A 16,994-nucleotide genomic window follows, 5' to 3' on the forward strand; every position below is an offset into this window, starting at 1 on the left:
GGCATCGGCGAGCAGGAAACCACCCAACTCCTGACCGCACTGGGCGAGCAGGCCCCCGACGTCTCCCTCGCCGCCGTCAACGGACCCTCATCGACCGTCATCTCCGGCACCCCGGAACAGGTCGAGGTGGTGCTGGCGGCCTGTGCGGCGGCCGGGCACCGGGCCCGGCTGATCGAGGTGGACTACGCCTCGCACGGGCCCCAGGTCGACCGGCTCGCCGAGGTGATCCGGGAGGAGCTGGCCGGGATCGAGCCGCGCGGCACCGAGGTGGCCTTCTACTCCGCCGCCACCGGCGCCCGCCAGGATCCGACCGGGCTGGACGCCCGGTACTGGTTCGCCAGCCTGCGCCGCACGGTGCGCTTCGCCCCGGCGGTCGACGCCCTGCTGGCCGCCGGACACCGGGTGTTCATCGAGGCCAGCCCGCACCCGGTGCTGACGCTGGCCCTGCGGGAGTGCGGGGAGGCGGCGGACCTGGCCGCGGTGACCGTGCCGACGCTGCGCCGCGACGAGGGCGGCCCGGACCGGCTGGCGCGTTCGCTGGGTGAGGCCTTCGCGGCGGGGCTCGCGGTCGACTGGCCCCGCTGGTTCGCCGAGGGCCCGCGGCCGCGCCGGGTCGCGCTGCCCGGGTACCCCTTCCAGCGGAAGCGCTACTGGCTGGCGTCCGGCACCGGACAGCGCGCCCGGGACACCGCCGGGGCCCGGCCGGTCGACCATCCGCTGCTGGCCTCGGTGGTGGACCTGGCCGATGGCGGCCTGGTGCTGAGCGGGCGGCTGCCCTCCGGTGCCGCCGCGGGCCGGCTGGCCGGACACACCGTGGCGGGACAGCCGCTGGTGCCCGGCGCCGTGCTGGTGGAGTGGGCGCTGCGGGCGGCCGACGAGGCCGGCGCCGCGCACCTCGGCGAGGTGGTCCTCCAGACCCCGCTGCCGCTCCCCGGGCCGGCGGGCGCGGCGATCCAGCTGGTGGTCGGCCCGGCGGACCCGGACGGCGGGCGGGAGTTGCGGATCTTCTCCGCCCCCGGCGACCGCCCGGGCGGCGCCGCGGAGGACTGGCTCTGCCACGCGGTGGGGGCGCTGGAGCCGGGCCCGCCCGCACCGGCGGCTCCCGGTCCGGACGGCCCGTGGCCGCCGCCGGGCGCCGAGTCCCTGGAGTGCTCGGTCCTGTACGAGCGGGCCGCGGCCGGCGGCTACGGCTTCGGGCCGGAGTTCCAGGGCGTGCGGGCGCTGTGGCGCGAGGGCGCGGACCTGCTCGCCGAGCTGGTCCTGCCCGAGCGTGCCCGGGCGGACGGACCGAGCGACGGGCCGGAGTTCGGCATCCATCCGGTGCTGCTGGACGCCGCGGTGCAGCCGGCGCTGCTCACCGACCCGGCCGAGGGCCCGGTATGGCTGCCGTTCGCCTGGCAGGGGGTCACCCTGTGGGCGACCGGGGCGGAGCGGGTGCGGGTCCGGCTGTCACCGCACGGATCGGACGGCGCCGGGGACGTACGGGAGCTGCGGGTCACCGTGACCGACCCGGCCGGGGCACCGGTGCTGAGCGCGGAGTCGGTGGTGCTGCGCCGCGCCACCGCCGAGCTGCTGCGGACGGCGGCCGACCGGCCGGCGCACGACCGGCCGGCCCGGCGCCGGGCGCCCGTGCGGCCGGTCGCCGCCGCGGCGGGCCGGGCCGCGGACTGGCCTGGGCGGCTGGCCGCCGCGGCGCCCGCCGAGCGCCGCCGCCTGGTGCGCGAGTTGGTGCGCGGCCACGCCGCCACAGTGCTGGGGCAGGACGACCCCCGGGTGCTGCGGGTGGACGTCCCGTTCAAGGAGCTGGGCTTCACCTCGCTGACCGCCGTCGAACTCCGGGACCGGCTGGTCGCGGCGACCGGTCTGCGACTGCCCGCCGCCGTCGTCTTCCGGCACCCGACGCTGGAGGCGCTGGCCGGCCGGCTGGAGCGGGAACTCGCCGCGCCCAGCGCCCCGGCCGGGCGCGACGGGGGCACCGCGGCGACCGGGGCCGACCCGGTCCGTACCGCCCTGGACGGGTTGGAGAGCGCGCTGGCCGGCACCGCCGTGCCGGACACCGAACGGGACGCGGTCACCGCGCGGTTGGAGACCCTGCTGGCGGCCTGGCGGACGCGGTCCACCGCCGCCGCCGGGGCCGGCACCGCGGACCGGCTGCAGTCCGCGAGCGCCGACCAACTCCTCGACTTCATCGACAACGAACTCGGCACGCCCCTGGACGTGCGTCCACGACCCTCCCGCTGAAGGCCAGGTGACTGAGGTGGTCAGTGAAGAGAAGCTGGTCGAGTATCTGCGGCGGGTCACCACCGAGCTGCATGAGACCCGGCTGCGCCTGAGCGAGCTGTCGGACGGCCGGCACGAGCCGGTGGCGGTGGTGGGGATGGCCTGCCGCTTCCCCGGCGGGGTGCGGTCGCCCGAGGAGCTGTGGGAGTTCGTACGGTCCGGGGGCGACGCGATCGGCGACTTCCCCACCGACCGCGGGTGGGACCTGGACGGGCTGTTCCACCCCGACCCCGGCCACTACGGCACCAGCTATGTGCGGCAGGGCGGATTCCTGTACGACGTGGACCGCTTCGACGCGGCGTTCTTCGGGATCAGTCCGCGCGAGGCGCTGGCGATGGACCCGCAGCAGCGACTGCTGCTGGAGTTGTCCTGGGAGGTGCTGGAGCGCGCCGGGATCGACCCGGAGTCGCTGCGGTCCAGTCCGACCGGGGTGTACGTCGGGGTGTCCAACGAGGACTACATCTCCGGTATGCCGCGGATCCCGGAGGGCTTCGAAGGGTTCGCCACCACCGGCGGGCTGACCAGTGTGATCTCCGGCCGGGTGGCCTACACGCTCGGTCTGCGCGGCCCCGCGGTCACCTTGGACACCGCCTGTTCGGCCTCCATGGTGGCGATCCACCTGGCCGCCCAGGGACTGCGGCAGGGCGAGTGCACCCTGGCCCTGGCCGGCGGGGTGACGGTGCTCTCCACCCCGGTGATGTTCACCGAGTTCTGCCGGCAGCGCGGCCTGGCCCCGGACGGCCGCTGCAAGCCGTTCGCGGCGGCCGCCGACGGCACCGGCTTCTCCGAGGGCGTCGGCCTGGTCCTGCTGGAGCGGCTGAGCGACGCCCAGCGCAACGGCCACCGGGTGCTGGCGGTGGTGCGCGGCTCGGCGATCAACCAGGACGGTGCCAGCAACGGACTCACCGCGCCCAACGACGCCGCCCAGGAGGAGGTCATCCGGCGGGCGCTGGCGAGCGCCGGGCTGTCCGGCGCGGACGTGGACATGGTGGAGGCGCACGGCACCGGCACCCGGCTGGGCGACCCGATCGAGGCCGAGGCGCTGCTCGCCACCTACGGCCGCGACCGGCCGGCGGACCGGCCGCTGTGGCTGGGCTCCATCAAGTCCAACATCGGCCACACCCATGCGGCGGCGGGGGTGGCCGGCGTGATCAACACGGTGATGGCCCTGCGCGGCGGCAAGCTCGCCAGGACCCTGCACATCGACGAACCCACCCCGCACGTGGACTGGGGCACCGGGGCGGTGCGTCTGCTCACCGAGCCCAGGGACTGGCCGCGCACGGACGGGCCGCGCCGCGCGGCGGTGTCCTCCTTCGGGGTCTCCGGCACCAACGCGCACCTGATCCTGGAGCAGGCGCCGGAGCAGCCGGCGGAGCAGCCGGCCCGCGCGCCCGGCGGGCCGACCGCCTCCGGGGGCGTGCTGCCCTGGCTGCTGTCGGCGCGCTCCGAGGCCGCGCTGCGGGCGCAGGCGGAGCGGCTGGGCGCCTTCCTGGCCCGGGACGGCGCCGCCGACGACCCATGGGACGTGGGCTGGTCGCTGGCGACCACCCGGTCGGCGTTCGAGCACCGGGCCGTACTGCTGGGCCGGGAGCCCGCGGACTTCGCGGCCGGGCTCGCGGAGCTGGCGGCGGACGAGCCCGGCCCGGCCGTGGTGCGCGGGGTGGCCGCCGGCGGGGACGCCGGCCCGGTGCTGGTGTTCCCGGGGCAGGGTTCGCAGTGGGTCGGGATGGGCGGGGAACTGCTGGAGTCCTCCCCGGTGTTCGCCGCCCGGATCGCCGAGTGCGAGCAGGCCCTGGCCCCGTACGTGGACTGGTCGCTGACCGAGGTGCTGCGCGGCACCGAGGGCGCCGCCGACCTCGGCCGGGTCGATGTGGTGCAGCCGGTGCTGTGGGCCGTCATGGTCTCGCTGGCCGCGGTGTGGGCGGCGTACGGCGTGGTCCCCGAGGCGGTGGTGGGCCATTCGCAGGGCGAGATCGCGGCGGCCTGTGTCACCGGTGCGCTCTCGCTGGCGGACGGTGCCCGGGTGGTGGCCCTGCGGGCGCGTGCCCTGCGGGCGCTGTCCGGTCACGGGGCCATGGCCTCGCTGGGCTGCGGAGCCGAGCGGGCGGCGGCGCTGGCCGGTGCGCACGCCACCGAGGTGGTGGCGGCCGCGCTCAACGGGCCGGCCGCCACGGTGGTGTCCGGGCCGCCGGAGCAGGTCGCCCGGGTGGTCGCGGCCGCCGAGGCGGAGGGGCTGCGGGCCCGCACCATCGAGGTGGACTACGCCTCGCACGGCCCCCAGGTGGATCGGATCGCCGGCGAACTGGCCGAACTCCTCGCGGGGGTGTCCGCCGTGGACCGCGGCATCGGCTTCTACTCGACGGTGACCGGCGAGCGGATGGACACGGCGGGTCTGGACGCCGACTACTGGTTCGCCAACCTGCGCCGGCCGGTGCGCTTCAGCCAGGCCATGGCGGCGCTGCTGGACGCCGGGCACCGGGTGTTCATCGAGGCCAGCCCCCACCCCGTACTCACCGTGGGGATGCAGGAGTGCATCGATGCGGCCGGAGTGACCGCGACCACCGTGGGCACCCTGCGCCGCGGCGAGGGCGGCCCGGGGAGGCTGTGCCGGGCACTGGCCGAGGCGCACGCGGCGGGGGTGGCGGTGGACTGGCGGGCCTGGTTCCCCGCCGACCCGGCGCCCAGGGTGGTGCCGCTGCCGGTCTATCCCTTCCAGCGCGAGCGGTACTGGCTGCCCACCGGCACGCCCGGGGTCGGGGACATCGCCGCCGTCGGCCTCAGCCCGCTCCCGCACCCGCTGCTGCCCGCGGCGGTGGGCCTGGCCGACGGCGGGCTGCTGCTCACCGGGCGGCTGCCCGAGACCGGCCGCGCCGGCTGGCTCGCCGAGCACACGGTGGCCGAGCTGGCGCTGCTGCCCGGCGCGGTGCTGCTGGAGTGGGTGCTGCGGGCCGCCGACCTGGCGGACGGCGCCGCCGTGGAGGAGCTGGCCTTCCAGGTACCGGTGGTGCTGCCGGAATCGGGCAGGCTGCGGGTGCAGGTGGTGGTCGGCGCCGCCGGGGCCGATGGGCGGCGCACCGTGCGGGTCCACACCCGTCCCGAGGGGGGTGCCGACACGGCGGATGCCTGGGTGTGCCACGCCGGCGGTACGCTCCGCCCCGCCGCCGGGGCCGCGCCCCAGGGACTGGCCGGCCCCTGGCCTCCGGTGGACGCGCGGCCCGTCGAGGTGGCGGACTTCTACCGGCGCGCCGAGGCGGCGGGTTACGGCTACGGGCCCGCCTACCGCGGCCTGCGCGCGGTCTGGCGGCACGGCGAGGACACCCTGGCCGAGGTGGAACTGCCCTCCGAGGCCGCCGAGGGGACCGGGGCGGCCGGGCGGTTCGGCATCCACCCGGCACTGCTGGACGCCGCGCTGCAACCGGTGCTGCTCGCCGGGCGGCTCGACGCCCCGCCCGGTGGGGCGGTGCTGCTGCCCTTCACCTGGAGCGGGGTGTCGCTGTGGGCCGATGGCGCCACCCGGGTACGGGTCCGGCTGACGCCGCGGCCGGACGGGCTGCGGGTGCTGGTGGCCGACGCCGCGGGTGCCCCGGTCCTGAGCGCGGACGCGGTGGTGCTGCGGGAGACCAGCGCCCGGCAACTGCGCCTGGCGGGCGGCGCGCACGGCTCGCACGGGCTGTTCGCGGTGGATTGGACCCCGGTGCCGGTACCGCTGCCGCAGGCCGCCGCCGACCTCCCGCTGACCGCCGAGGACGGCTGGGCGGTGCTCGGCGAGGGCGTCCCGGAGGCGGTCGCGGCACCCCGCTACCCGGATCTGGCGGCACTCCCGACCGGTTCGAACGCCCCCTCGGTGGTGGTGACCGCGGTCTCGACCGGGGCCGGAGCCGAAGTGTGGACCGGGGCCGAGATCGGGGCCGGGGCCGAAGCGCGGGCCGGAGCCGGGGCCGGGATCGAGACCGAAGCCCGGACTGGGGCCAGGGCCGAGACCGGGACCCGGATCGGGACCGGGGTCGGGACTGAGGCCGGCGCCGAGACCGGGACCGGGGCCGGGACCGAGACCGGTACCGGGGCTGAAGAGGCGCCTCGGCCCGGGGCCGGTGGCGGTGCGGCGGACCGTGCGTTGGCCGTGGTGCGGAAGGTGCTGGCGTTGGCTCAGCAGTGGCTGGCCGGCCCGGTGCCGGCCGAGGCCCGGCTGCTCGTACTGACCCAGAACGCGGTCCCGGCCGCGGACCTGGCGGAGGCGGACACCGGCCAGGAGGGGCCGGACCCCGCGGCCGCCGCGGTCTGGGGTCTGCTGCGCAGCGCGCAGTCGGAGAACCCGGGCCGCTTCGTCCTGCTGGACCTGGACGCGCACGGCGGCTGCTCGGCGGCGGAGCTGCGGCAGGCGGTGGCCGCCGACGAGCCGCAGCTGGCGCTGCGGTCCGGGCGGCTGCTGGTGCCCCGAATGGTCCGTGCCGACGCGGGCCGGGAGGTGACCGCCCCGCCGGGTGAGCGGGCCTGGTGCCTGCGGGCCGGCGGGAGCACCGCGGACGACCTGGCCGCGGTGCCCCATCCGGAGGCGGCCCGGCCGCTGGCGCCCGGCGAGGTGCGGATCGCGGTGCGCGCGGCGGGCGTGAACTTCCGCGATGTGCTGATCGCGCTGGGCATGTACCCGGATGGCGGGGCCTCGGTGGGCAGCGAGGGCGCGGGAGTCGTGGTGGAGGTCTCCGAGGGGGTGACCGGCCTCGCGGTGGGCGACCGGGTGATGGGTCTGTTCCAGGACGCCTTCGGTCCGCTGGTGGTGGCGGACGCCCGGATGGTCGCCCCGGTTCCCGTCGGCTGGGGGTTCCGGGAGGCCGCGGCGGCCCCTGCGGCGTTCCTGACCGCCTGGTACGGCCTGGTGGAGCTGGCGGAGCTGCGGTCCGGCCAGACGGTGCTGATCCACGCGGCCACCGGCGGGGTGGGCATGGCCGCCGTGCGGGTGGCCCGGCATCTGGGGGCGGAGGTCTATGCCACGGCGAGTCCCGGCAAGCACCGGGTGCTGGAGCGGATGGGCGTCGACGCGGCGCACCGGGCCTCCTCGCGCGATCTGGACTTCGAGGCGGCCTTCCGGGCGGCCACCGGCGGGCGCGGTGTCGACGTGGTCCTCAACAGCCTGGCCGGCGAGTTCACCGACGCCTCGCTGCGGTTGCTGACCGCCGGCGGCCGACTGGTGGAGATGGGCAAGACGGACCTGCGCGACCCGGCGCGCGTCGCCCGGGAGCACTCGGTCCGGTACCGGGCCTTCGACCTGGTCGCGGACGCGGGTCCGGAGCGTATCGGCCGACTGCTGGGCGTGCTCGGCGAACTGTTCGCCGCCGGGGCGCTGCGGCCGCTGCCGGTACGGGCCCGGCCGCTGGGCCTGGCCGGGCAGGCGCTGCGGGAGCTGAGCCAGGCCCGGCACACCGGCAAGCTGGTGCTCGATGTGCCGCCCGCCCCGGCCCCGTACGGCACGGTCCTGGTCACCGGCGGCACCGGGACCCTGGGCGGTCTGGTCGCCGAGCATCTGGTGCGCTCCGGGCAGGCCGGACGGCTGCTGCTGCTCAGCCGGCGCGGGCCGGCGTCGCCGGGTGCGGCGGAGCTGGCCGACCGGCTGACCGCGCTCGGCGCCGTGGTGCGGATCGAGGCGGTGGACGCCGGTGACGCGGCCGCGCTGGCCGAGGCGGTGGCCGGTATCGATCCGGCGCATCCGCTCACCGGGGTGGTGCACGCGGCGGGCGTGCTCGACGACGCCATGCTCGCCGCGCAGAACCCCGGCCGGCTGGCCCGGGTGTGGTCGGCCAAGGCCGCGGCGGCGGCCAACCTGCACGCCGTCACGGCCGGGATGCCGCTGGGCATGTTCGTGCTGTTCTCCTCGTTCGCCGCCACCCTGGGCACCCCGGGGCAGGCCAACTACGCGGCGGCCAACGCGTTCTGCGACGCGCTGGCCGCGGCGCGCCGTGCGCGGGGCCTGCCCGGTACCTCGGTGAGCTGGGGGTTGTGGGCGGCCACCAGCGGGCTGACCGGGCGGCTGGCCGAGGCGGACCTGGCCCGGATCGGCCGGCTGGGCATCACCGCGACCGGTACCGAGCAGGGGCTGGCCCTGTTCGACGCCGCGCAGCGGCATCCGCGTCCGGCGCTGCTGGCGCTGAACCTGGACACCCGTGCCCTCGGCGCCCAGCCGCCGGACACCCTGCCGCCACCGCTGCGTGCCCTGGCCGCCGCGGCGTCCGGCGGGGCGGCGGCACGGCCGAGCGCGGCGGCCGGCGACCGGCCGGCGGACTGGGCCGGCCGGCTGTCCGGCCTGGCCGCGGGTGAGCAGCAGCGGCTGCTGCTCACCCTGGTGCGCGGCCATGCCGCCACCGTGCTCGGGCATGCCGATCCGGGCACGGTGCCGCCCGACGCGGCCTTCAAGGACCTCGGCTTCGACTCGCTGACCGCCGTCGAGCTGCGCAACCGGATCGCCGCCGCCACCGGGCTGCGGCTGCCCGCGACCCTGGTCTTCGACTACCCGGAGGCGGCCGCCCTCGCCGAGCACCTGCGCCGGCGGTTGGTCCCCGACGGGGAGCCGGCGGCGCCGCGCGACGTCTACGGGCCGCTGCTGGACCAGCTCGCCGGTCTCGACCAGACGCTGGCCGGGTTGGCCGGTTCGGACGCCGAGTCGGGGGATCCGGGGGCGGTGACCGCCCGGTTGGAGTCCTTGCTGGCGAGGTGGAAGGCGGCCCACGCCCCGGTGGCGGAGGCCGGGGCCGCCGAGCGGCTGCGGGCCGCCTCCACGGACCAGGTGCTCGACTTCATCGACAACGAGCTCGGCATCCAATGACCCCGCCCGCGTGCGAACCCCACACCGAAGGCCGGTGACCCCGACATGACGAGTGAAGAGAAGCTGGTCGACTACCTCAAGCGGGTCGCCGCGGATCTGCACGACACCCGGGCACGGCTGCGGGAGGTGGAGGAGGGTCAGCGGGAGCCGGTGGCCATCGTGGCGATGGCCTGCCGCTTCCCGGGCGGTGTCGCCACGCCCGAGGCGCTGTGGGACCTGGTCCTGGCCGGCCGCCACGCGATGGGCCCGTTCCCGGACAACCGCGGCTGGGACCTGGAGCGGCTGTTCCATCCGGACCCGGACGAGCCCGGCACCAGCTATGCCCGCGAGGGCGGGTTCCTGTACGACGCCGACCTGTTCGACCCGGAGTTCTTCGGCATCTCACCGCGCGAGGCGGCGGCCATCGACCCCCAGCAGCGGCTGCTGCTGGAGGTGTCCTGGGAGGTGCTGGAGCGGGCGGGCATCGCCCCGGCCTCGCTGAAGGGCGGTCAGGTCGGGGTGTACGCGGGCACCGCGCTGCCCGGCTTCGGCACCCCGCACATCGACCGGGCCGCGGAGGGGTACCTGGTCACCGGCAACGCCCCCAGTGTGCTGTCCGGCCGGGTGGCGTACACGCTGGGCCTGGAGGGTCCGGCGGTCACCGTGGACACCGCCTGCTCCGCCTCGCTGGTCGCCACCCACCTGGCCTGCCAGGCGCTGCGGCAGGGCGAGTGCACCCTGGCGCTGGCCGGCGGGGTGACGGTGATGGCCCTGCCGCAGGTGTTCACCGAGTTCGCCCGGCAGCGCGGGCTGGCCGCCGACGGGCGGTGCAAGGCGTTCTCCGCGGCGGCCGACGGCACCGCCTTCTCGGAGGGGGTCGGTCTGCTGCTGCTGGAGCGGCTCTCGGACGCCCGGCGCAACAACCATCCGGTGCTCGCCGTGATCCGCGGCTCGGCGATCAACCAGGACGGCGCCAGCAACGGGCTGACCGCGCCCAACGGCCCTTCCCAGGAGCGGGTCATCCGGCAGGCCCTGGCCGCGGCCCGGCTCTCCCCGGCCGATGTGGACGCCGTGGAGGCGCATGGCACCGGCACCCGGCTGGGCGACCCGATCGAGGCGCAGGCCCTGCTGGCCGCCTACGGCCAGGACCGTCCGGCGGGGCGGCCGCTGTGGCTGGGCGCCGTCAAGTCGAACATCGGCCACGCCCAGGGCGCCGCCGGGGTGGCCGGCGTGATCAAGATGGTGATGGCGCTGCGGCACGGGAAGCTGCCCGCCACCCTGCACGCGAAGCGGCCCACCCCCGCCGTGGACTGGAGCGGCGGCGCGGTGCGGCTGCTGGCCGAGCCGGTCGACTGGCCCGGTGGGGAGCGCCCGCGCCGGGCGGGGGTGTCCTCCTTCGGCATCAGCGGCACCAACGCCCACCTCATCGTGGAGGAGGCGCCCGAACCCGAGCCCGGGCAGCGGCCCGCGCCGGACCGGGCGGGTACGGCGGCCGAGCGCGGCGCGGCGCCGGCGGGCACCGTACGGCCCTGGGTGCTGTCCGCGCGCAGTGCGACCGGACTGCGGGCGCAGGCCGAGGCGCTGGCCGGGCATCTGGCCGCGCGTCCGGAGCTGTCGGACGCCGATGTCGGCTGGTCCCTGGCGGCCACCCGCTCGGCGCTGGAGCACCGGGCGGTGCTGCTGGGTGAGGACCGGGAGCGGCTGTGCGCCGGTCTGGCCGCCCTGGCCGAGGGCCGGGACCAGGCCGGTGTGGTGCGGGCGCAGGCGCCGGCCCGGATCGGCGGTACGGCGTTCCTGTTCACCGGGCAGGGCAGCCAGCGGCCCGGGATGGGTGCCCAGCTCCACCGCGTGTACCCGGTGTTCGCCGCGGCCCTGGACGAGGCCTGCGCCGCACTGGATCCGCTGCTGGAGCACCCGCTGCGGGAGCTGCTCCTGGACCCGGAGGGCGCGGGCGGCGCGGGGGCGCTGGATCGGACCGAGGTGACCCAGGCGGCCCTGTTCGCGGTCGAGGTGGCGCTCTACCGGCTGGTCGAGTCGTTCGGGCTGGTTCCCGGCTATCTGACCGGCCACTCGGTGGGCGAGCTGGTCGCCGCCCATGTGGCCGGTGTGCTCTCGCTGTCCGACGCGGCGCGACTGGTCGCGGCGCGCGGCCGGCTGATGGCGGCGCTGCCGGCGGGTGGCGCGATGGTGGCGCTGGAGGCCACCGAGGAGCAGGTCGCGCCGCTGCTCGCGGGGCTCGCCGACCGGGTCGCGCTGGCCGCCGTCAACGGGCCCTCCGCGGTGGTGGTGTCCGGTGACGCCGAGGCGGTCGAGGAGATTTCCCGCGGCTGGCGGGAGCGCGGCCGGCAGACCAAGCGGCTGCGGGTGGGCCAGGCCTTCCACTCGCCGCGGATCGATCCGATGCTGGACGAGTTCCGGCGGGTCGCCGCCTCGCTGGCCTTCGCGCCGCCGCGGATCGCCGTGGTCTCCAACGTGACCGGGCGGCCGGCCGGCGCCGACCAGCTGTGCGACCCGGAGTACTGGGTGCGCCACGCCCGTCTGCCGGTCCGGTTCCGGGACGGGGTCCGCACCCTGCGCCAGGAGGGCGTCACCCGCTTCCTGGAGTTGGGGCCGGACGCGGTGCTCACCACCATGGCCCAGGACTGCCTGGCCGAGGCCGGGTCCACCGGGCAGCCGCCGGTGGTCGCCGCGGTGCTGCGGGAGGGCCGCGACGAGCCCGGTACGCTGCTGGCCGCGCTGGCCCGGATGCATGTGGACGGTGCCGCGGTGGACTTCACCGCCGCCTACCCGCCGGACACGGCGCGCTGCGATCTGCCCACCTACCGCTTCGACCGCCGCCGCTACTGGCGGGCGGCCCCGGACGCGGCGGCCGATGTGCGCGCCGCCGGCTTGGACGCCGGCGGGCATCCGCTGCTGGCGGCCGTGGTGGAGTCGGCGGACGGCGGGCTGCTGCTGACCGGTCGGCTCTCCCTGCACGACCAGCCGTGGCTGGCGGAGCACGCCATCGTCTCCGGTGTGCCGCTGCCCGGCACCGCCTTCTTGGAACTGGCGCTGCTGGCCGGGGCTCGGTCCGGCTGCGACCGGGTCGAGGAGCTGACCCTGGAGGCACCGCTGCTGCTGCCCGAGGCGGGCGCGGTCCGGCTGCGGGTGGCGGTGGGCGCCGCCGACACGGCCGGTCGGCGGACGGTCAGCGTGCACTCCCGGCCCGCCGATGACACCGGCGGCCCGGGGCTCGCGGACTCCTGGCGCCGGCACGCCACCGGCACCCTCTCGGCCGCCGGATCCCCGGAGCCGGCCGCCGCGCCGTGGTCGACCTGGCCGCCGAAGGGGGCGGTCCCGCTGGATGTGGCGGCCCTGTACGCGCGCCTGGCGGACGAGGGCTACCGGTACGGGCCGGCGTTCCGCGGGCTGCGGGCCGCCTGGCGGGTGGGCGAGGAGCTGTTCGCCGAGGTGCGCCTGGCCGCCGAGCAGCACGCCGACCGGGAGGCGTACCTGCTCCACCCGGCGCTGCTGGACGCCGCCCTGCACCCGATCGCGGACCTGTTCGCCGGCGCGGCCGGCGGCGTCCGGCTGCCGTTCGCGTTCGCCGGGGTGCGGCTGCTCGCCGGCGGAGCCTCCCGGCTCCGGGTGCGGATCACGGCGACCGGGCCGGACAGCGTGGCGCTGGCCCTCGCCGACGAGACCGGTGCCGAGGTCGCCTCCGTCGACTCCCTGACGCTGCGCACGGTGTCCGCCGAGCGGTGGCGCGCCGAGCGGGCCGCGGCCGGCAGCGCGCTGTACCGGCTGGACTGGCAGCCCTTCGCGCTGCCCGCGCCCGCTCCGGAGCCGACCGGCCGCTGGGTCCTCGTGGGGTCCCAGGCGCCGGCGGAGGGCGGGGACCTGCCGCGCGTCCCGGACCTCGCCGCGCTGAGGGCCTCGATCGCTGCCGGGGAGCCGGCACCGGAGCTGGTGGTGCTGGCGGACCCCGGTGTCCCGGAGGGTGAGCAGCCGCCGGCCCGGGCGCGCTCCGCCAACCGGCTGATGCTGGGCCGGCTCCAGGAGTGGCTGGCCGATCCCGACCTGGGCGCCGCACGGTTGGTGGTCGTGGTGCGCGGTGCGGTGGCGACCGAGGCCGACCGGGCGCCCGAAGACCTGGCCGCGGCCTCGGTGCTGGGTCTGCTGCGGGCCGTACAGGCGGAGCACCCGGGGCGGTTGCTGCTGGTCGACCTGGACGAGGACGCGGCCTCGCGACGGATCCTGCCGGCCGCGGTGGCGGCGGCCCATGCGGCCGGCGAGTCCCAGTTCGCGCTGCGGGCCGGTGAGGTGCTGGTGCCCAGGCTGGTCGGCGCCGCCCCGGACCCCCAGGCGCCGGGGGCCGCGCTGGACCCGGAGGGCACCGTCCTGATCACCGGCGGCACCGGGGCGCTGGGCCGGCTGCTCGCCCGGCACCTGGTCGATGCCCATGGCGTGCGGCATCTGCTGCTGGTCAGCCGGCGCGGTGCGGCGGCGGAGGGCATCGGCGAGTTCGCGGCCGGGCTGGCCGCCCGGGTGCGGGTGGCCGGCTGCGATGTGTCCGATCCCGCGGCGCTGGCCGAGTTGCTGGCGAGCGTTCCCCAGGAGCATCCGCTGACCGCCGTGGTGCACGCGGCCGGGGTGCTCCAGGACGGCGTGGCCGAGGCGCTGACACCCGATCGGCTGGACGCGGTGCTGGCGCCGAAGGCCGACGCCGCCTGGCAGCTGTACCAGCTCACCCGGGGTGCCGGACTGGCGGCGTTCGTCATGTTCTCCTCCGCCGCCTCCGTCCTGGGCAGCGGCGGGCAGGCCAACTACGCGGCGGCGAACGCGTTCCTCAACGCCCTGGCCGAGCGGATCCGCGCCTCCGGCTCCCCGGCCACCTCGCTGGCCTGGGGTCTGTGGGCCTCGGGCGGCGGGATGACGGACCATCTGGGGGATGCCGATCTGGCCCGGATGGCACGCTCGGGCACCGCCGCGCTCTCCGAGGAGCAGGGCCTGGCGCTGTTCGACGCGGCGCTGGCCGCCCCGTACCCCACGCTGGTGCCGGCCCGGTTCGACCCGGCGGCGCTGCGGGCCCAGGCCGCCGCCGGCTCGCTCTCCCCGGTGCTGCGGCGCCTGGTGCGCACACCGGCCCGTACCGCGGCGGTCGAGGCCGCCCCGTCCTGGGCCGGGCGGCTGGCCGGCCTGTCCCCCGCCGAGCAGGACCGGCTGGTGGCCGAGCTGGTACGCGACCAGATCGGCACCGTACTGGCCCACCCCGCCCCGGACACCATCGAGCTGGGCCGGGCCTTCCAGGAGCTGGGCTTCGACTCGCTGACCGCGCTGGAGCTGCGCAACCAGGTCAACGCGGTGACCGGAATCCGGCTGCCGGCCACCGTCATCTTCGACTACCCGACCCCGGAGGCCCTGATCCGGCAGCTGCGCGCCGAACTGCTGGGCGCCGCCGGGGTGCCGAGCGGTTCACCGGCCGGCCCGCCGCGTCCGACCGGCGGTGAGGACGACCCGATCGTGATCGTGGGCATGGCCTGCCGCTACCCCGGCGGGGTCGACTCGCCCGAGGGGCTGTGGCGGCTGGTCGCCGAAGGGGTGGACGCGGTGGGGCCGTTCCCCGAGGACCGCGGCTGGGCGGTGGCCGACCTGTACGACCCCGACCCCGACCGCACGGGCACCAGCTACACCCGGGAGGGCGGGTTCCTGCGGGACGCCGCCCAGTTCGACGCCGAGTTCTTCGGGATCAGCCCCCGGGAGGCGCTGGCCACCGACCCGCAGCAGCGGCTGCTGCTGGAGACCGCCTGGGAGGCGTTCGAGCACGCCCGCATCGCCCCGGAGCGACTGCGCGGCAGCCGGACCGCGGTGGTCACCGGCATCATGTACGACGACTACGGCGGCCGGTTCCTGGGCCGTATCCCAGCCGGCTACGAGGGCCAGTTGCTGAGCGGAAGCACCCCCAGCGTCGCCTCCGGCCGGGTGGCCTACACCTTCGGGCTGGAGGGGCCGGCCCTCACGGTGGACACCGCCTGCTCCTCCTCACTGGTGGCGATGCACCTGGCCGCCCAGGCGCTGCGGCAGGGCGAGTGCGACCTCGCCCTGGCCGGCGGGGTCACGGTGATGGCGACACCGCACACCTTCGTGGAGTTCTCCCGGCAGCGCGGCCTGGCCCCGGACGGGCGCTGCAAGCCCTTCGCGGCGGCTGCGGACGGCACCGGCTGGGCGGAGGGCGCCGGGCTGCTGGTGCTGGAGCGCCTCTCCGACGCCCGCCGCGAGGGCCACCGGGTGCTGGCCGTGATCCGCGGCTCGGCGGTCAACCAGGACGGGGCCAGCAACGGGATGACCGCGCCCAACGGGCCGGCCCAGCAGCGGGTCATCCAGCAGGCGCTGGCCGCGGCCCGGCTGGGGCCCGGCGACGTGGACGCGGTAGAGGCGCACGGCACCGGCACCACCCTGGGCGACCCCATCGAGGCGCAGGCGCTGCTGGCCGCCTACGGCGGCGCGCGGCCCCAGGAGCGGCCCCTGTGGCTGGGTTCGGTGAAGTCGAACATCGGGCACACCCAGGCCGCGGCCGGAGCCGCCGGCGTGATCAAGATGATCATGGCGATGCGGCACGGGCGGCTGCCGGCCTCCCTCCACATCGACGCGCCCACCCCGCATGTGGACTGGTCCAGCGGGGCCGTCCGGCTGCTCACCGAGGCCGTCCCCTGGCCGGCCGCGGACCGGCCGCGGCGGGCCGCGGTGTCCTCGTTCGGCATCTCCGGCACCAACGCGCACCTGATCCTGGAGCAGCCCCCGGAGCCGGCCCCCGAGGCGTCCCGGGGCGCGCCGCCGGACGGCCGACCCGGGCGCGTGGTGCCCTGGGTGCTCTCCGCCCGCTCCGGCACCGCCCTGGCCGAGCAGGCGCAGCGCCTGGCCGACCATCTGGACGCCCACCCCGGCACCGACCCCGTCGACCTCGGCTGGTCGCTGCTCACCACCCGCTCCGCTCTGAACCACCGGGCCGTCGTCCTCGGCGAGGACCTCTCCGAACTGAGCACCGGTCTGCGCCACCTCGCCGGCGACCAGCCCCACCCGGCCCTCGTCCGCGGCACCGCCGCGCCCACCGGTCCCGGGCCGGTCATGGTCTTCCCCGGGCAGGGCTCCCAGTGGCAGGGCATGGGCGCCGAACTCCTCGCCTCCGACCCCGCCTTCGCCCACGCCATCGACGCGTGCCGGCGGGCCCTGGCCCCGTACACCGACTGGGACCTCACCGGTGTCCTCGACGGCACCGACACCGCCACCGACACCACGCGGGTCGACGTCATCCAGCCCATGCTCTGGGCGATCATGGTGGCCCTCGCCGCCGTCTGGAAGAGCCACGGCATCACCCCCACCGCCGTCATCGGCCACTCCCAGGGCGAGATCGCCGCCGCCACCGTCGCCGGCGCCCTCACCCTGGACGACGCCGCCCACCTCGTCACCCACCGCGCCCAGGCCCTGCGCACCCTCAGCGGCCACGGCACCATGGCCGCCCTCGCCACCGGCTCCGAGCACGCCGCCCAGCTGATCGGCGCCCTGGCCCCGCACGCCGGGGACCTCCACATCGCCGCCACCAACGGCCCCGCCACCACCGTCGTCTCCGGCCCGCCGCAGCACATCGCCGCCCTCCTCGCCCACGCCCGGGAACACGGCGTCCGCACCCACGCCATCGATGTCGACTACGCCTCCCACCACCCCCAGATCGACCGGCTCCACGACCAGCTCACCCGTACCCTCGACATCACCCCCGTCGCGGCCCGCACCGCCTTCTACTCCACCGTCACCGCCCAGCGCCTGGACACCGCGGACCTCGACACCGGCTACTGGTTCACCAACCTCCGCCGGCCCGTCCGCTTCACCGAGACCGTGCACGCCCTCCTGGACGACGGCTACCGCCTGTTCATCGAAGCCAGCCCCC

General features: G+C 77.1%; 3 protein-coding genes. All 3 read left to right on the forward strand.

What is annotated here, in order from left to right:
• The coding region (locus tag E4099_RS15220) for an acyltransferase domain-containing protein (protein ID WP_135339590.1) at positions 1–2,241 on the forward strand (2,241 nt) is incomplete at its 5' end.
• Positions 2,242–2,257: 16 nt separating this feature from the next.
• On the forward strand, positions 2,258–9,094 hold the full coding sequence (locus E4099_RS15225; RefSeq protein ID WP_135339591.1) for a type I polyketide synthase: 6,837 nt from the start codon (positions 2,258–2,260) through the stop codon (positions 9,092–9,094).
• 45 nt (positions 9,095–9,139) lie between these two features.
• Positions 9,140–16,994 (forward strand): type I polyketide synthase (locus tag E4099_RS15230; RefSeq protein WP_135339592.1); only part of this gene is annotated, 7,855 nt, incomplete at its 3' end.

This window comes from Streptomyces palmae (assembly GCF_004684805.1).
GTDB lineage: Bacteria > Actinomycetota > Actinomycetes > Streptomycetales > Streptomycetaceae > Streptomyces > Streptomyces palmae.